The 17,901-nt window shown below is 52.2% G+C and carries 13 protein-coding genes; all 13 read right to left on the bottom strand.

The window, feature by feature from the left end; translation table 11 throughout:
- Positions 1-82: 82 nt before the first annotated feature.
- Complete coding sequence (gene mazG, locus DW817_RS04600; RefSeq protein ID WP_009016051.1) at positions 83-877, bottom strand: nucleoside triphosphate pyrophosphohydrolase; 795 nt, start codon at positions 875-877, stop codon at positions 83-85.
- Entirely contained in the window at positions 870-2,423 is a 1,554-nt protein-coding gene (locus DW817_RS04595) for a polysaccharide biosynthesis protein (RefSeq protein ID WP_009016052.1), read from the bottom strand. Before DW817_RS04595 ends, mazG begins: the two co-directional genes overlap by 8 nt.
- A gap of 14 nt (positions 2,424-2,437) precedes the next feature.
- Complete coding sequence (gene mfd, locus DW817_RS04590; protein ID WP_009016053.1) at positions 2,438-5,719, bottom strand: transcription-repair coupling factor; 3,282 nt, start codon at positions 5,717-5,719, stop codon at positions 2,438-2,440.
- Positions 5,720-5,825: 106 nt separating this feature from the next.
- A complete protein-coding gene (glpX, locus tag DW817_RS04585) occupies positions 5,826-6,788 on the bottom strand; it encodes a class II fructose-bisphosphatase (RefSeq protein WP_120111237.1) in 963 nt (320 codons plus the stop codon).
- 156 nt (positions 6,789-6,944) lie between these two features.
- On the bottom strand, positions 6,945-8,564 hold the full coding sequence (locus DW817_RS04580) for a CTP synthase (protein ID WP_009016055.1): 1,620 nt from the start codon (positions 8,562-8,564) through the stop codon (positions 6,945-6,947).
- Between the two features lie 36 nt (positions 8,565-8,600).
- Positions 8,601-10,259, bottom strand: a complete 1,659-nt coding sequence (argS, locus tag DW817_RS04575) for an arginine--tRNA ligase (RefSeq protein WP_009016056.1) — start codon at positions 10,257-10,259, stop codon at positions 8,601-8,603.
- Positions 10,234-10,677 (bottom strand): DUF1934 domain-containing protein, encoded by a 444-nt coding sequence (locus DW817_RS04570; RefSeq protein WP_009016057.1) that lies wholly within the window; start codon positions 10,675-10,677, stop codon positions 10,234-10,236. Before DW817_RS04570 ends, argS begins: the two co-directional genes overlap by 26 nt.
- 495 nt (positions 10,678-11,172) lie before the next feature.
- Positions 11,173-12,663 carry a sodium/proline symporter PutP gene (gene putP / locus DW817_RS04565; protein ID WP_021736408.1) on the bottom strand — a complete coding sequence of 497 codons (1,491 nt, stop codon included), beginning with the start codon at positions 12,661-12,663 and terminating at the stop codon, positions 11,173-11,175.
- A 204-nt stretch (positions 12,664-12,867) separates the two neighbouring features.
- Positions 12,868-13,413, bottom strand: coding sequence for a GerMN domain-containing protein (locus DW817_RS04560; protein WP_021736397.1), 546 nt, complete (start codon positions 13,411-13,413; stop codon positions 12,868-12,870).
- A gap of 5 nt (positions 13,414-13,418) precedes the next feature.
- Complete coding sequence (locus tag DW817_RS04555; protein WP_016459616.1) at positions 13,419-14,513, bottom strand: N-acetylmuramoyl-L-alanine amidase; 1,095 nt, start codon at positions 14,511-14,513, stop codon at positions 13,419-13,421.
- 93 nt (positions 14,514-14,606) lie between these two features.
- A complete protein-coding gene (locus DW817_RS04550) occupies positions 14,607-16,124 on the bottom strand; it encodes a bifunctional ADP-dependent NAD(P)H-hydrate dehydratase/NAD(P)H-hydrate epimerase (protein WP_021736362.1) in 1,518 nt (505 codons plus the stop codon).
- A gap of 2 nt (positions 16,125-16,126) precedes the next feature.
- On the bottom strand, positions 16,127-16,501 hold the full coding sequence (gene acpS / locus DW817_RS04545; protein WP_009016062.1) for a holo-ACP synthase: 375 nt from the start codon (positions 16,499-16,501) through the stop codon (positions 16,127-16,129).
- A gap of 20 nt (positions 16,502-16,521) precedes the next feature.
- Positions 16,522-17,844: a replication-associated recombination protein A gene (locus DW817_RS04540; RefSeq protein WP_016459618.1), complete on the bottom strand. Its 1,323-nt coding sequence runs from the start codon at positions 17,842-17,844 to the stop codon at positions 16,522-16,524.
- Positions 17,845-17,901: the final 57 nt, after the last annotated feature.

Here is a 17,901-nt window from a genome sequence, read left to right as displayed (position 1 = left end):
TACTGATTGCGCCTTTCGGCGCTTTGGCTACCGTTATGGTATCACAAACAGTATGAAAATGCACGCTTTTTTTTGGAAAAAGCTAGATTTTTTCCCGTTTTACCGACTTCCAAAGCAAAATCATCTCGTCAAGGGATAAATTTTCCCATTTTTTATTTTTTTCGGAAAGAATTTCTTCCATTTTCCGAAAGCGTTTTTCATATTTGACATTGGCTCGGTGAAGGGCTGTCTCCGGTTCAAGTCCCAGTTTCCTTGCATAGACGGAGAGGGCAAAAAACAGATCTCCCAATTCCTCTTCTACATGGTCCTTATTTTTGGACAAAATAGCTTCTTTCAATTCGTTTTCTTCCTCTTTGACCTTCTCATAAGCGCAATCAGCATCAGGCCAGTCAAATCCTCTGCGGCTAGACCGTTCACTGAGCTTATAGGCCCGCATCAGGCTCGGCAGGTCTCGGGCAATGCCATCAAGGGCACTTTTGCGTTCCTTTTTCTCTTCTGCTTTGAGGGCATCCCAATTCTTGAGAAGCTCCTCCGCGCTTCCGACCGTAACCGTACCATAAACATGGGGATGACGGTGGATGAGTTTCCGGGACACATCCGTAATGACGTCCTGCATCGTAAAGGCCCCCACTTCTTCTGCCAGACGGGCATGGAAGACCACCTGAAAAAGGACATCCCCCAACTCTTCCCGGATGCCTTTTACATCGCCATCATCGATGGCTTCAAGGAGCTCATAGACTTCTTCCACAAGTTCCCGGCGCATACTCTTATGATCCTGGGCCTGATCCCAAGGACAGCCTCCAGGGCTGCGCAGCGTCCGTACGACATCCATAAGCGGTGTCAGGTCCATGACACCCTCTTCTTTTTTCTTATCCATGGTGTCTCCTTTTCTTTTTAAGCACGTGGAAGGGAACCTCTCTCAAAACCAGAAGCAGGAGCCCGTAAAAGAGGGCACCGGCACCAACGGCTCCCAAGGTGCTCGTTACGAGGCCCAGCTTCACCAGCAGGGTCCTATTTACCCAAAGGACGGCGCCGCCCATCAAAAGGGACGCCAATAGAGCGCGCAGAAACGTCTTTACGGGCAAGACAATCCTTTCCAGTCGGTAGGCGGCCGCAAGATTCATCATGGCGGAAAGGGCAAGACCGAGGTCCGTTGCCAAAGCGGCGCCGATAACATTCCAACGAGGCTGTGCGGCAAGGACCCAAAGAACCCCAACCTTGACGGCAAGGCCAAGGAACATGTTCACCATCGGGATCTTAGGCCGTCCCAGTCCCTGCAGGATGGCGGCAGTCACCTGATGCAGGCCCAGGAAAAAGACGGACGGGGCCAGAGCGGAAACAACGGGGCCTGCTGCTTTCATTCCATAAAGAACCTGGGAAACGGGCGTCCCTAACAGGTACATACCCACGGCCGCGGGAAAGGTAAAAAGAATGAGGATGCGCAGTGCCGTACGGGCCTTGTTCCGTACAGCGTCACAGTCGCCCAGGGCATGCGCTTCCGAAATGGCAGGCACCGTTGACCAGGCAAGGGAATTGGTCGGAATGGTTCCCATATTGACAAGAGGCATGGCCATTCCTGTAAGATAGCCCAAAGCCGTCGTCGAAGCCGCCACCGTAAAGCCAGCTGCAAGAAGACGGTCCGGCACGAGGATGATTTCCACAAGACCAACAAGGGGAATCATCAGGGTAGAAAGGGTCACAGGAAGCGCGAGGCTGACCAGTTCACGGAGGATAAAAGGCACCGAAATGGGTTCCTTAAGGGTCAAGTCCCTGCCCTCCCGCTTCCAGGCATGCTGCTGGCGCCGGTAGCAGAAAAGAAGGAAGAGCAGCCCAATCAGGGCCCCCGGAGCTGCTCCAAAAATAGCCCCGCCTGCCGCCATGGCAAGGCCCTTCGGGAGCAGCCACACCGAAAGGACCAGCATAAAGGCGACGCGGAAGAATTGTTCCAAAATCTGGGAAAGTGCCGTAGGCCGCATTTCCTGAAAGCCCTGGAAATAGCCCCGCAACCCTGCAAGGGGCACGGTCAAAAACAGGGCAGGCACGCAAAATAGCATGGGGACGAAGGCCCGTTCATCCTTGATGAGACCCGCTGAAAATAGGCAGGGGATCAGGCCATAGGCGGCAAGGCTTACGGCAAGACCCAAAAAGACCAGGAAAGGAAAAGACACCGTGACGACGCGACGCACACTTCCCCACTCCTTTTGGGCCGCATAACGGGCCACGATCAAGCTCATGGCGGCAGGGATACCTGCCGCGACAATGCCCACAAGAAGATTATATAAGGGATAAGCGAGTTGATAGAGTCCGATTCCTTCCCCGCCCAACAGGCGGGATAAAAAGATCCGGTTTACGGAAGCGAGGATTTTGACCATAAGTCCTGCTGCCGTCAGGATCAGGGTTCCTTTTACAAAGCGATCGGCCATAGGGTTCCTCCTTGTCAGTTCAGCAGGCGGGGCAGGTTCTTTTCGAGAAAAGTCAGGGCGTCGCTGACAGGGCCTGTTGTCCGCAAAACGAGCTGAGGCACGGGGTTAAGGCTGAAAGTAAGACGCGGCACATATTCCTTCACAAGGTCACGAATGACATCGGGATTGGCCTTGCTGTGCGGGTTGAAGCGAATCGTCAGAGAACCGGGGCGTGCGGTGACGGCATCCACTACAAGGTCTCGGCACAGGGCCCGGATGGCAGCCACCCGCCACAGCGTCACGAGTTCCTTGGGCGGGGTTCCGAAACGGTCGATGATTTCATCCATGAAATCCTCCCGTTCTTCATACTTCATGCTGCCAAGACGGCGGTAGATTTCTAGTTTGTAGCGCGGGTTGTCGATGAAGTCATCCGGGATGTACGCATCAAGCTTCATATTGATGGTAGGGTCGTGAAGGACCTCTTCCGGACTCTTGCCTTCCTGGAGAGCTTTGATTGTGTCTTCCAGCAGGCGGCAGTAAAGAGCAAACCCTACACCGGCAATCTGGCCATGCTGCTCTGCCCCGAGAAGGTTCCCCGCGCCGCGGATCTCAAGGTCCCGCATGGCAATCTTGAAGCCAGCGCCAAGTTCCGTAAAATCGCGGATGGCCTGAAGGCGTTTTTGCGAGACTTCAGACAGGGCCTTATCCTTTTTATAAAGAAAATACGCATAGGCAAGGCGCGAAGAGCGTCCCACCCGTCCTCGCATCTGATAAAGCTGGGAAAGGCCAAAGTTTTCGGCCCCATCGATGATGATTGTATTGGCAAGGGGCACATCAAGTCCATTCTCGATGATGGTCGTTGAAAGCAGGACATCATAGTCCCCTTGGTAAAAGCCGACCATGACTTCTTCCAGTTCATCTTCCGTCATGCGGCCATGGGCTACACCAATAGACAGACCAGGAATCATTTCCCGCAGACGGTGGGCAATGCGGTCCAAGGCCTCAATCCGGTTATGGACATAGTAGATGCGGCCGCCACGGCGGATCTCCCGTTCAATGGCTTCTTTAACCATGCCATCATCGTATTCTGCCACATAGGTTTCTACTGGCAATCGGTCTTCCGGAGGTGATTCGATGACGCTCATATCCCGTCCCTTTACCAAGGCCAAATGGAGGGTCCGCGGAATAGGCGTTGCCGACAGGGTAAGGACATCGATGCCAGAACTCCACTGCTTGATTTTTTCCTTCTGAGCCACACCAAAACGCTGTTCCTCATCGATGATGAGAAGGCCCAGGTCCTTGAAGTGGACATCGGGCTGAATCAGGCGATGGGTGCCGATAACAATGTCAAGATCCCCTTTTGCAAGCTTATCCAGTGTATCCTTCTGCTCCTTACGGCTGCGGAAGCGACTCAGCATTTCAATTCTTACACCAAAGGCATCCATGCGGTTTTGGAAGGTGATGAGATGCTGCTGGGCAAGAACCGTCGTCGGGGCCATGACAGCCACCTGCTTGCCGTCCATGACCGCTTTGAAAGCTGCCCGGATGGCAACTTCCGTCTTGCCGTATCCCACGTCGCCGCACAAAAGACGCTCCATGGGAACGGGCTTTTCCATATCAGCCTTGATTTCTTGGATGGCTTTAAGCTGATCTGGCGTTTCCTCAAAAGGAAAACGGTCCTCAAATTCTTTCTGCCAAGGCGTATCCGGGGCAAAAGCATGTCCCGGCGTAATCTTTCGCTGGGCATAAAGGCGCAGGAGCTCCGAAGCAAGGATGGTGATAGCTTTTTGGGCCTTTTTCTTGGCTTTTTGCCAATCAGAGCGGCCCATACGGGATAAGCGTGGCGGCGTTCCTTCGCTGCCGATGTATTTATGGAGGAGCCCTACCTGTTCAACAGGCACATGAAGTTTGTCACCCTGGGCATATTGGAGCTTAAGGTAATCCCGATGGATGCCATCTATAACAATGGTCTCGACCCCTAAATAGCGGCCTATGCCCTGTGTATCATGGACGACATAGTCGCCTGCCTTGATATCCGTAAAATAAGTCAAGGCGGGACCGGCACCGCGAATTTTTTTCTTCTGCCGCCGCTCTTTGCGGGAACCGAAGATATCGGCTTCCGTTAGCAGGAGCCAGTTCTCATCCCAGAAATGAAATCCATGGGACAGGCCACCCTCAAAGACGGCTCCTCCCTTTTCCGGGATGAGGCTGCCTTTTTGGACAAAGGTCATGGGGAGCCCTTCATTTTGAAGATGTTGGGCCGTCCCAAACGCTTTGTCCCGGGTTCCCATCATGATGAGGGGATGGATGCCTTCTTTGATCCATCCTTTGAGATCCTTGATGAGAAGATCCCAGCTGCGGTTATAAGGCGCCGCAGCGCGCACCTTGATGGCAAGTCTGGGATAGGCCTGATAAAGGGGCTGGGAAAGGGCGCTCACAACAAGGAGATGACTCTTTTGGGAGCGCTCCAGCAGTTCCTTTTCCGAAAACAGCTGATCCTTGAATTCCCGGTTGTCAAGATAGGATTTCTTGGCTTCCTCAAAAAACGCGGAAGCTTCATCAAGGACAAGAAGCTGGTCAGGCGATACGTAATCAAGCAAGCTGGATTCCGCTTCCTTTTCGCCAGAAGCAATGGGCATGATATCAACCTTTGTGAGGCCGCCGATGCTGCGCTGGTCCTCCAAGGAAAAACGGCGGATGGCGTCGATGGTTTCATCAAACCATTCAATCCGGACCGGATCCTTGGCATTGATGGGAAAAATGTCAAGGATGTCACCGCGAACGGAAAATTGGCCCAAGGTTTCGACTTGATCCGTGCGTTCATATCCCTCTTTAACTAGGCGCTCTATGAGCTTGTCACGATTTTTTTCATCCCCATGGGTCAAGGTGATGCTGTCCCGCAGAAGGCCATCAGGCCTTGGCAGTTTCTGGATGGCAGCTTCTGCCGTGACAAAGATGATGGCGGCTTCTTTTTTGAGAATCATCTCAAGGGCAGCTGCCCGTTCTGCCATGACCTCTTCATTGCGTGTATCGATTTCACCATGGATGAGTCCAAGCGGATAAAGTTCACGCATGGCCTGATCCGGATAGAACGGGGTCAGTTCACGGCGCAAAAGACGCACGTCTTCCCTTCGAGGGGTCAGGATGATCAACGGATCCGAGGCCTTACCAAAGGTTTGAAGAGCGCACAAAAAGCCGGCTTTGATGGATCCTGACAGGCCGGTCACTGTCAAAGGGCCTGAGGCCTTTTGCCAAGCTTGGATTCCTTCTTTTGTTGTCTTTTCCCGCCCTAATAGGCGGATCAATTCATTCATCATGTTTGCTATCCATTTCCTACACAAAACAAGGAATCAAAACAAAGCGGGGCCGCACCGCATGACAGGGTCATGAGATGCCGCTCCCGCTTCTGGATTTCCTATAAGATTACAGTTTGATATTGATGTTGCTGCGGTCAAAGGTGTGGACAGCATCAACGAAACGGACCGTGCCCGTTGCATAGCGCATGGAAATCGTATGGGTACGAGCGCCGTTTCCGAAGAAGTTGACGCCGTGGAGCAGATCACAGTTCGTGATTCCTGAAGCGGTGAACATAACGTCATCACCCTTTACCAGATCATCAATGGTGAGGATTTGCTTCACATCGGAAATGCCCATCTCATGGCAGCGTTCTTCCTGTTCTTCATTTTCCGGGCAGAGGCGGGCCTGCATATCGCCACCCAAGCATTTGAGCCCAGCTGCAGCAAGAACACCTTCCGGGGCACCGCCGCGACCGATGTACATATGGATACCAGTTCCTTCGATTCCTGCATTGATAATTGGATCGACGTCCCCATCGCTGATAAGACGGATCCGGGCGCCAGCTGCCCTCACTTCTTCAATGATCTTGCGATGACGTGGACGGTCAAGGGCAACAACCGTAAGGTCACCGACTCCGCGGTTCAGGGCCTTGGCAACCCGTTCGAGGTTAGCGGAAACGGGATCATCGATGTTGATGCAGCCTTTGGCACGGGGACCGACAGCAATCTTGTCCATGTACATATCAGGCGCATGGAGCAGGCATCCTTTCGGAGCAATCGCAATAACGGCAATGGCACCGGGCTGTCCTTTAGCAACAAGGTTCGTGCCTTCAACAGGGTCGACAGCGATATCCACTTCAGGGCCGCCGGCACCGACATGTTCCCCAATGTAGAGCATCGGAGCCTCGTCCATTTCGCCTTCGCCGATGACGACGGTCCCACTGATGTTTACCGTATCAAACATCTTGCGCATAGCATCGACGGCCAGTTGGTCAATGCCGTTTTTATCCCCACGGCCAACGCCTCTGGCGCTCGCAATGGCTGCAGCTTCCGTTACGCGTACAAATTCCATGGATAATTCTCTGTTCATCATTACGCCTCCATTATCTTGTTGGGCTGGATTTTCTAACATCTGCCAGCCGTCTCCCTCCTTATGAGGGAACCTGCTTCATGGGGTGCAGCCTGCCGCATCCCTTCTTATCACAACAGGAGGGCAGGAAAGGATTTTCCTGCTTCTGTCATAAACTCAATGCTTCTGGTTTTTCAAGGCAGCCGCAATGAACGCTTTAAACAGCGGATGCGGATTGGTCGGACGGGATTTCAGTTCCGGATGGAACTGGACCCCAACATACCAAGGATGTTCGCTTTCCGGCAGTTCGACAATTTCCGTCAGTTTGCCGTTAGGCAACGTCCCAGCCTGAACCAGTCCATGGGAGAAGAGTTCTTCCTTAAGGTCGTTGTTGACTTCATAGCGATGACGATGGCGTTCGCTGATGAGGTCGGTTCCATAAGCTTCTTCGGCATGGCTGCCGGCAATGAGCTTACAGGGGTACTTCCCAAGACGCATGGTCCCACCCTTGATTTCAACGCTCATCTGTTCCGGCATGAGGTAAATCACAGGATACGGCGTAGCTTCATCAAATTCCGTGCTGTTGGCCTTCTTCATACCGCATACGTTGCGAGCATATTCGATGACAGCGCACTGCATGCCAAGGCAGATACCAAAGAAAGGAATCTTGTGTTCCCGGGCATACTGGGCAGAACGAATCATGCCCTCAATTCCGCGGTCACCAAAGCCGCCGGGGATAAGGATCCCATCAATGCCCTTGAAGATTTCGTCAAGATTTGCTTCCGGGCTTTCCACATCAACCGCATTGATGTATTCGATTTCCACATCGGCATGGTTGTAGAAGCTGGCATGCTTCAAGGCTTCGACGATACTGATGTAAGCATCGGGCAGTTCGACGTATTTTCCTACGACGCCGATTTTCGTCTTGTCCTTGTGGGGGGCCATGATCTTGTCGACCATGTCCTTCCATTCCTTCATGTCGCAGGGACGGTCTTCCATGTTGAGTTTCTTGAGGACGACCTTGTCCATGCCCTGTTCCTGGAGCAGGAGAGGCACTTCATAGATGCTCTTTGCCGTCAGGGCTTGGAAGACAGCATCCGTATCCACATCGCAGAACATGGCAATCTTTTCGCGCATTTCCTTGCTGACTTCATGCTCACTGCGGCAGACGAGGATATCCGGGGTGATGCCGATGCTGCGCAGTTCCTTTACGCTGTGCTGGGTCGGTTTGGTCTTCAGTTCGCCGGCAGCAGCAATATAAGGAACCAAGGTGACATGGATGTAGAGGCAGTCATTGCGGGGTACATCCTTCTTGACTTGGCGAATGGCTTCAAGGAAGGGTTCACTTTCAATATCCCCTACAGTCCCGCCAATTTCCGTAATGACAAAATCCGCATTTTCTTCGCGGCCTACGCGGTAGACCCGTTCCTTGATCTCGTTGGTAATGTGAGGAATGACCTGTACCGTACGGCCCAGATAATCACCGCGACGTTCCTTGTCGATAACAGATTGGTAGATCCGGCCAGCCGTAACGTTGGAGTTGCGAGTCAAGTTGATATCGATGAAACGTTCATAATGGCCCAGGTCAAGGTCCGTCTCCGCGCCGTCATCGGTGACGAAAACTTCACCGTGCTGATACGGGCTCATCGTACCGGGATCGATATTAATGTAAGGATCGAATTTCTGGATCGTTACCCTATAGCCGCGGCTCTTGAGGAGACGGCCCAAGGACGCTGCCGTGATGCCCTTACCCAAAGACGAAACAACACCGCCCGTTACGAAAATATACTTGGTCATGTTTTTCCTCCCTTATCTGTTGTTGCTATAGAAAAATTACATATGGTCCGGTGCGGAAACACCGAGAATCATCAAACCATGGCGCAGCGTATGGCGCGTGGCCATAATAAGGGCCAAACGAGCCTGCTGAAGTTTTGGATCGACGCCCAGCACGCGGCACTGATTATAAAACGAATGGAAAATACCGGCAAGTTCATAGACGTAATGGGCAATCTTATGGGGTGCCCGTTCAGCCGCTGCCGTTTCCACCAAATCCTCATAGTCACCCAGTTTCTTGATGAGGTCGATTTCCACTGGTTCCCCAAGAACTGACAGGTCACAGTGAGGATCGAGGGCAATGTGTTCCTCTTCCATCTGCTTCAAGATGCTGCAGATACGGGCATGGGCATACTGTACATAGTACACCGGGTTATCATTGGAATGTTCCGTTGCCAAAGTCAGGTCAAAGTCAAGCTGACTGTCCATGCTGCGCATGATGAAGAAATAGCGTGCAGCATCTGTTCCGACTTCTTCAATAAGCTCATTGAGTGTGACGGCCTTGCCCGTCCGCTTGCTCATCTTGACCAGTTCGCCATTGCGATAGAGGCTGACCATTTGAAGGATGAGAATCTCCAAATGGCTTGGATCGTACCCCAAGGCTTCCATGGCCGCTTTCACGCGGGTGATATAGCCGTGATGATCGGCTCCCCATAAGTTGATGATACGGTCAAACCCCCGCTGAAATTTATTTTGATGATAGGCAATATCGGCGGCAAAATAGGTCGACACCCCGTTGTCACGAATGACAACACGATCCTTATCATCCCCGAACTTAGTGGAACGGAACCAGAGGGCACCGCCTTTTTCGTAGACGTAGTCCTTTTTCTGGAGGGTATCCACGGCTTCCTTGATCTTACCCGCGTCGTGAAGGCTCTGTTCGCTGAACCACACATCAAACTTGCAGTTAAAGGCCTCCAGATCTTCCCGCAAGGCTGCAAGCTTTTCATCCTTGGCAAGAGTCTGGAAAGCGGAAAGACGCTCTGTTTCTTCCATATGAAGGAACTTATCGCCATATTTTTCTTTGATGCGCCGGGCTGTGACGATGATATCTTCTCCATGGTAGCCATTTTCCGGGAAAGACACTTCTTTTCCAAAAAGCTCCAAGTAGCGAGCATTGACGGAAAGGGCCAGGTTATGCATCTGGTTGCCTGCGTCATTGATTAAGTATTCCCTCGTCACATCGTAACCGGCAGCAAGCATAAGGTTAGCCAGGCTCGACCCAACAGCGGCCCCACGGCCATGCCCCACATGAAGGGGGCCCGTCGGGTTAGCACTCACAAATTCGATTTGGATCTTTTCACCAGCCTTTTTGGGAAGGTTCCCATAGCTCTCCCCTTTTTCAAGGATCCTTGCGAGCCCTTCATAGAGCCAGTCTGATTTCAAATAGAAATTGAGGAAGCCCGGACCGGCCACTTCCATCTTTTCGACGGCACTGCAGTCCAGGTATTTTACGACAGCGTCAGCAATCACGCGGGGCGGGCAATGAAAATTGCGGGCTGCCTGAAGGGCAAAATTTGTTGCAAAATCGCCAAAAGCTTTTTGGGGCGGTACCGTAAAGACCAGGGGAACCATTTTCCCTTCTTTCAAGGTGCCGGCCTGGATGGCCTTTTGGACCGCTTCGCTGACGGCCTCAGTGAGTACTTTCTTGATGTCCACTCTTATGTTCCTCCTCAACAACAATCGATAGCCGAAGGGATCCATTCGGCTGGCGGTCGATTTCCATATCATATTCCAAGGTCAGGTCCCATCGTCCCTCTCCCCGCTTCATTTCCAACTGACGGGTGAAGACGCACATGGGCAGGGAAAAATACGGTGTCCGATATTGAAACAGCGTATTGCGGCCTCGTTCATAATGCTGTCTGTGCTCAAAACGGCCATGGCGAATGATAGTCAGCGCCTGTTCTGACCATTTCAAGGTCGTTGTCGTTTTATCCATGCCCGTCAGCTTGCTTTCTTCATAACGGACATAGGTCACGCCGCCCTTTTCGGTCATCTTCCCGAAGGCAATGAACGTGGACGGCCCTTCTGGATCATTTTTGTTCCAGCTGACAATCGTCACCTTGACAGGAACCATGATGCCTCCTCTTTCCTACAAACAAAGTAGAGGGATTGCTCCCTTGTGCCGGTGCTGGGTCCAGCGCTAGCAAGAGCAAGCCCTCAAAAAACTCCATATATGACTGCGTGTTCCCATAGGTGGGAAGGGATTCCTGACTGCGAGGGGTACCCTGTTCCAGCTTGTTACGGGCGGCTTGTCCGTACAGGAACGGATGAGCTACTGTCCTGCCGGTCCTAGCCAACCCAAAAATCACAAATATATGACATTATAATATAAATAGGGCCGAGAAACAAGGGGGCCCCTCCCGTTTTTTTGGTCAGTCAAAAAAGCGGATTGCTTTAATGCTGTGACGCAGTGATGCAAAAACTGCCATCTCTTGTATTTGGCCTGGGACTGATTGCCACATTGCGGTAAATGTGTTGCTGCAGACGCGTTTCTTCCTCACTTTTTTTAGAATCATGCATAAAAAAAGACTGCGAAAAATGAATCGCTCATTTTTCACAGTCTATCGTGTCAAGCTTCATTTTGAAGGGTCCTTACCGCTTCATCGTAATGATCAGTCATTTCCTTGGGCGGTTCCCGGTCAAGAAGGCTCACCACAACAATGGCAGCAAGGGAAAGAATGAAACCAGGGATGATTTCATAAAGGCCCGTGGAGGCAAAGAAATTTTTCCAGATAAGGACGGTCGACCCGCCGACAATAATTCCTGCCAGGGCACCCTTTGTTGTCATACGGCGCCAGTAAAGGGAAAGAATGACCAGCGGTCCAAAGGCAGAACCAAAGCCGGCCCAGGCATAGGACACAATGGTGAGAATCATGCTGTCTGGATCCAGGGCAAGGATCAGGGACAGGACGGAGACAACAACAATCATAATACGGCTTACCATGACAAGTTCCTTCGCCGTAGCCTTCTTATGGATGAGAATCTTATAGAAATCCGTCGTAAAGCTTGAGGCGGCAACAAGGAGCTGACTATCCGAAGTGCTCATGATAGCGCCCAGGATACCCGACGTGATGATTCCCGCAATAAAGGGATGGAAATAACGGCCGCTCATGTGCATAAATACCGTTTCAGCCGCACTGCCCTTGAGGCTGTCCCCCAGTTCGACGCGGCCTGTGAGACCTACGAGGACAGCCATAGCAAGGGAAACGACGACCCAGGTCACGGCGATGTGGGTGGCCTGTTTGATGTTCTTGGAAGAACGGATGGCCATGAAACGGACCAGGATATGGGGCTGTCCAAAGTAGCCCAAGCCCCAGCCCACAAGGGAAACGATGGCCGTCAAACTGAGTACACTGCCATCGGCCCCTTCAATCATGCTAAAGTAGTTTGAACTGATGGCATTAAGGCGGGTTATGGTAGGCCCCACGCCGCCAATGTAATACATAGCTGTTACAGGCACGATTAGAATGGAAAAGAACATGAGAAAGCCTTGGAACAGGTCCGTCCAGCAGACGGCCGCAAAACCGCCCATCAAGGTGTAAAAGACCACGATGCCGGCCGTCAAAAACAGCGCTGTGTGATAATCCATTCCAAAGGCCGTGTTAAAGAGTTTGCCGCCAGCAACAAAGCTTGACGAAGTGTAGATCAAAAAGAAGATGAAAATGAAGAAGGCTGACGCAATACGCAGGCTCTTTTTGGTATCCATGAAACGGTTGTCAAAATACTCCGGAAGCGTAATGGAGTTATTCATGACCTGGGTAAAGACACGCAGCCGCCTTGCTGTCACGGCCCAATTGGCCCAAGTGCCTAAGATGAGACCAATGGCAATCCAAAAAGCAGAAATGCCCGCCATATAGGCATAGCCAGGCAGTCCCATGAGCATCCAGCCGCTCATATCCGAGGCTTCCGCACTCATGGAGGTAACCCAAGGGCCCAGGGCCCGTCCGCCTAAGGCGTAGCCTTCCATATCCTCATCTTTTTTAAATGTTACAAGCCCAATGGTCACAAGAATGGCAAAATAAAGGACCAGGGCAATCAAGATGTACCAGTTGATCTGCACAGCGCCACTTCCTTCCGAGATTATGTTCACCATTATATAATAAAGGGCGAACTTCATGCAAACGGATTTTACAGTCCAAACGGCTGATTCATAAAGAAGAAGACACCGCCCTATGGGCTCACAAGGTCCCTTGCAGGAAGCCGGAAAAAGAAAAAGGGAACAACAGGGCAAACCCCTCTTGTTCCCTTTTTCACTTCTATACTTTCACTTTTTTACAAGGAAAGATTCTTCCCGCGACAGGGGATCAGAAAGGTCCATCTGACCGAGGACCTCGACCGGTTTGCCGTCCACGAGAAATTTGACTTTTTTTACGTCCTTGAATTCCGTCAAGGTATTGACAACGGCGTAGACCATCATGGTGTTGTCATAGTCATTGTGCCGCCTTGATAGGAAGACATCATTGAAATCGACGGAAGCAATCCCATCCTTAACGGTAACATCCTTGACGCTCAGTCCCTTTGGAAATGTAGTTTCTTCCTTGGGGGCTTTTTCAACAAGCCGTTTCAAAACGACAAGATAGGGATTTTTCTCATGAGCCCCGATTTCAACTTCAACGGCCTTGAGCTTTTCCGTGCCCTTGCCATCAGCGCGGTAGATGACCCGTTTGACCGTCTGGGTCTTCTGCTCCTGCATAACGGCCGTATTTTGAGACGCGGAAGGTTGGGTTCCTGGTCCTTCACAGCCGCTTAAAAGGCTGGTTGCAAGAACGAGGGAAAGAGCAGCAGTCAGTGCAGCAATGCGATGTTTCATCTTCCTCAACCTCCCCGATGCTGATTATAGAAATCTTCGATCCCATCGGCAATGGCCTTGGCGATCTTCTTTTGGAACCAGCTGTTATTGAGCAGCTTTTCTTCCCGTTTGTTGGTCAAAAAGAGCATTTCGACCAGGGCCCCTGGCATGGTGCTGCGCTTATTGACGTAGAAATTGGCGTAGCGCACACCGAGATCTTCGAGGTCTCCCGTCTTTAGCAGCTCATCTTGGATGCATTGGGCAACCTGGATATCATATTTGGTCTTCGGATGATAGTAAGTGGAATAGCCGCCGACACTGGTATTGACACTGGCGTTGATATGGAGGGAAATGAACAGGTCAGATTTATTTTCCTCTGCCACATCGACACGGGCCTGCAGTTCCTGTACGTCCGTTGCATCAGGTCCATAGACATCAACGTCGGTCGTACGCGTCATATAGACGATGGCTCCTTTGTCTTCAAGGTACGCTTTCACCATCTTTGAAATGGGAAGGGTAATATTCTTTTCGTAGACACCCGTCACAAGACCATGGGTACCCGGATCCGTACCGCCATGTCCAGGATCCAAGGTAATGCGTTTGCCTTCAATCCCGCCCACAACGGAATAACCAGATCCCTGCGTACTTGGGCGCCAGGGCTTCTTTTCCAAGGACGAAGATTTCTTTTTCGTGTCAAAGGTCTTACGGCTCGGACCGGCAATGACGTCGATGACGGAGCGGGTCGGCCGCTTGTTGACAGAATCGCGCTTTAGATTGAAGGTCTTGTAATCCCCTTTATCCAGTTTCCGTTTCATATGGATCCGAACCAAGGTCTCCGACCCTTTAGGTTCAAGGACAACCTTACTGACATAGGGCGCATTCTTGGGGACATAGGAACGGGACACGCTTGAATTGAGCCGTGCGCCGACCGTAACCTGCAGTTCCTTTTCAATGAATTCGGAACGCATGCGGGCAGGCGTTGTTGTTTCAAGGACCACGCGGAGCTGGCGGTCAGGACTGACACCATAGGCAACTTTTGTAATTCTTGGGGCTGCGTGCACTACCGTGGCACCAACAAGAGCCAGAAGGGCGCAGCTCATGAGCAGGATTTTTTTTAACACGATGGGACCTCCCTTTATACCCGTCGATTTTACCACGATATGCCTTCCCTTGCAAATCAAAGAAGACAAGCCGCGCCATTTTAAACAATCGGTTCACGCATGACGCAGCACTTTCTGGATGGCTGAGGGAAGCTTATCCAGCAGGTCTCCCGCCTTCATGCCGACTGTTCCCTCCCCTTTGGCAAGATCACCGGCAAGACCATGAACATAAACTCCGGACAGAGCTGCAGCAGACGCCGTATGGACCTGTCCCAAAAGGCCTGCCACGGTCCCTGTCAGGACATCGCCGGAGCCGCCGGTTGCCATGCCTTCATTGCCCGTAGAATTCACAAAGAGTTCACCGTTTGGCAGGGCAATCAGCGTCGGCGCGCATTTAAGGACAACAATGGCATTCCATCTTTTGGCACCTAGACGAGCGCATTGGATTGGGTCATCAAGGACATCGGCCGTAGGAATTCCCAAAAGACGCGCCATCTCACCGGGATGGGGCGTCAGGATCTTATTAGGGAGACGAAGCAGCAGCGCGTCTTCACCGGCTAGGGCATTGAGGCCATCCGCATCGATGACAAGGGGCATAGGAAGCTGCTGAACAAGGCTTCTGACAAATCGTACCGTTTCCGGTGCTTTGCCTAGGCCGGGGCCAATGGCAACGACATCACTGGATAAAAGTTCCTGTACGGAGGCTTCCACGTCAAGGGGGTCAAAGGTCTTGACCATGACTTCCGTACTTTTGATGGCAAGAGGCTCCCAGGCTGCTTGTTCCGTATAAACGGTCACAAGTCCCCCACCAGCACGAACGGCAGCTTTGCTTACAAGCTCCGCCGCCCCAATATAACCGCGGGAGCCTGCTACAAGGGCAATGCGTCCATTAGTTCCCTTATGGGCGTTTTTGGGGCGATGGGGCAGCAGGGGCGCAACAAAAGCGTCATCAAGCAGGGTCATGGTGCTTTTTGCCTCTTCTTCCACCTGTTTGGGCGTGCCGATGGTATGCACCTTGACCGCACCTGCATAAAGGGCACCGGGATAAAGATAAAGACCGGGCTTGGGGGCCACCATGGTCACTGTAAGATCCGCCTTGAGGGCAAGGGCGGCTTTTCCCGTATCGGCGTCAACGCCGCTTGGCAGGTCGATGGCAAGGACAGGAACAGTCAGCTCCTTAAGGGCGCGTACAAAGGAAAGGATGGGCTCCCGGAGGCTGCCATGAAAGCTCGTTCCTACAAGGCCATCTAAAAGGAGATCTGCCTGTCGAGCCGCTGCAAGGGCCTTTTGGGGCTCTTTTTCCCATACAAAGCGGGGAAAAGCAAACCCCTCCGTCATTACAAGTTCTGCCTGAGCAGCCTTTCCCATCTGTTCCGGCTCAGCCGTAAGGATAAGGGAGCAGGAAGCGCCAAAACGCGACAAAAAGCGCAGGGCCGCCAGCCCGTCACCGCCATTATTTCCTTTGCCGCACAAAAGGACTATCCGTTTTCTTGCAGCGCCGCCCAAAAAGGCACAGGCTTCTTCGGCTACGGCGCGGCCGGCATTTTCAATGAGCACCGTCTCAGGAAAACCCATGTCTTTAATCAGACGGGCATCCACATCTTTCATGGCCTCTTTTCCTATGAGTTTCACCCTTATCCCTCCAATACCACTTGTGCGATGGCAAGATCCTTCGTATGACTGATGGAAACATGGACCTTATTGACGCGACGGTTCATGGCCGTAATGAGGACCGGCCCCAAAAGATGGACCTGAGGCACCCCCGTGGCATCAGGCAGGGTCTCAATTTTTTCAAACTGACCGGGCAGGATGCCTGTTCCAAGGGCCTTGCCCACCGCTTCCTTCACGGCATAGCGTCCGGAAAAAGATTCTGCCGCATGGCATTTCTTGCTTTCGCAGTACGCAATTTCCTCGTCCGTAAAGATTTTTTCCTTGAAGCCTTCCTGCTGGAGGGCCTTTTCTATCCGGCTGACCTCAACAAGGTCAACACCAATACCAATGATCATCATGGAACTCCTTTTTCAGATAGTTATTTGGACCGCTGGGCCGCCTTCCATTGAAGGATCTTTTCCAGACGCTCCTTATAGCGCACTTCAAACCCCTCTTCTGTAGGGTGGTAGTAACGCCGTCCCTTAAGGGAATCAGGCAGGCAGTCCATGGCCGCGATCTTTTCCTTTGTATCATGGGCATAAATGTAGCCTTTGCCGTATCCCGCTTCCTTCATGAGGGCGGTCGGAGCATTGCGGATGACAAGCGGAACCGGTTCCTGCAGATGATGCAGCGCGTCCTCCCGTGCTTCAATATAGGCAAGCTCCATGGCGTTGGACTTAGGGGACATAGCCATATAGATGACCGCATGGGCCAAGTTGACGGAGCACTCAGGCATCCCGATGAAATGACAGGCCTCATAGGCAGCAACGGCCACTTCAAGGGCCCGGGAGTCAGCAATCCCGACATCCTCACTGGCAAAGCGAACAACGCGGCGGGCAATGTATAAAGGATCCTCCCCCGCCTCCAGCATGCGGGCAAGCCAATAGACAGCGGCATCGGGATCGGAATTGCGCATGGATTTGTGGAGGGCGGAAATGAGATTATAGTGCTCCTCCCCAGATTTGTCATACAGGAAGGATTTTTGGCTCGTGCACTCTTTTAGGGTCTCTTCCGTCACATAGATTCCATCTTCCCTTGCGTCCCCATTTAGGACGACCATTTCCAGCGTGGACAGGGCACTGCGGGCATCCCCGCTGGCAAATTCCGCGACAATGCGGAGCTTGTCATCATCCATATGGATATGCTGGTCTCCCAAGCCCCGGGAATCGGTCAAGGCCCGTTTCAAAAGGGCCATGATGTCTTCTGTCGTAAGCTCCTTGAGAACAAAAACCTTGCAGCGGGACAAAAGGGCACCATTTACTTCAAAGGACGGGTTTTCCGTCGTCGCCCCGATAAGGATGATGCTTCCTTTTTCTACAAAGGGTAGGAAGGCGTCCTGCTGGGCCCTGTTGAAGCGGTGAATTTCGTCGATAAAGACGATGGTCCGCTGGCCAAACCGCGTCTGTTCATCCGCCCGCTGCATGACCGCGCGGATTTCCTTGATGCCGCTGGTCACAGCCGAAAAAGTGATGAAACTGGCTTTTGTCGTATGGGCGATGATCTTTGCAAGGGTTGTCTTTCCCACGCCGGGCGGGCCCCAGAAAATCATGGAAGAAATCTGGTCCCTTTCAATCAAGTTGCGCAGGACTTTGCCTTTACCCAGTAGGTGCTGCTGCCCCTGGAACTCATCCAGCGTCTTGGGTCGGAGCCGTTCCGCCAACGGTTCATGGTGAGGGGTCTTAAACAGGCTGTCTTCTTCCATGGCCATACCTCCTTATGTTTCGTACTTTTTATTATAACATAGGAAGGCAGCGAAAAA

The organism is Acidaminococcus sp. AM33-14BH, assembly GCF_003603525.1.
GTDB classification, from domain to species: domain Bacteria; phylum Bacillota; class Negativicutes; order Acidaminococcales; family Acidaminococcaceae; genus Acidaminococcus; species Acidaminococcus intestini.
The sequence above is the reverse complement of the archived record's forward strand: the minus strand, read 5'-3'. Positions and strand labels throughout refer to the sequence as shown.

What these genes read in the sequence shown, in the direction of transcription:
- DW817_RS04570 (WP_009016057.1), bottom strand. Translation starts at nt 10,677, where the DNA reads ATGGTTCCTGTCAAGGTGACGATTGTCAGCTGGAACAAAAATGATCCA.
- DW817_RS04540 (WP_016459618.1), bottom strand. Translation starts at nt 17,844, where the DNA reads ATGGAAGAAGACAGCCTGTTTAAGACCCCTCACCATGAACCGTTGGCG.
- DW817_RS04560 (WP_021736397.1), bottom strand. Translation starts at nt 13,413, where the DNA reads ATGAAACATCGCATTGCTGCACTGACTGCTGCTCTTTCCCTCGTTCTT.
- acpS (WP_009016062.1), bottom strand. Translation starts at nt 16,501, where the DNA reads ATGATGATCATTGGTATTGGTGTTGACCTTGTTGAGGTCAGCCGGATA.
- mfd (WP_009016053.1), bottom strand. Translation starts at nt 5,719, where the DNA reads ATGATGAATGAATTGATCCGCCTATTAGGGCGGGAAAAGACAACAAAA.
- mazG (WP_009016051.1), bottom strand. Translation starts at nt 877, where the DNA reads ATGGATAAGAAAAAAGAAGAGGGTGTCATGGACCTGACACCGCTTATG.
- DW817_RS04580 (WP_009016055.1), bottom strand. Translation starts at nt 8,564, where the DNA reads ATGACCAAGTATATTTTCGTAACGGGCGGTGTTGTTTCGTCTTTGGGT.
- DW817_RS04595 (WP_009016052.1), bottom strand. Translation starts at nt 2,423, where the DNA reads ATGGCCGATCGCTTTGTAAAAGGAACCCTGATCCTGACGGCAGCAGGA.
- glpX (WP_120111237.1), bottom strand. Translation starts at nt 6,788, where the DNA reads ATGAACAGAGAATTATCCATGGAATTTGTACGCGTAACGGAAGCTGCA.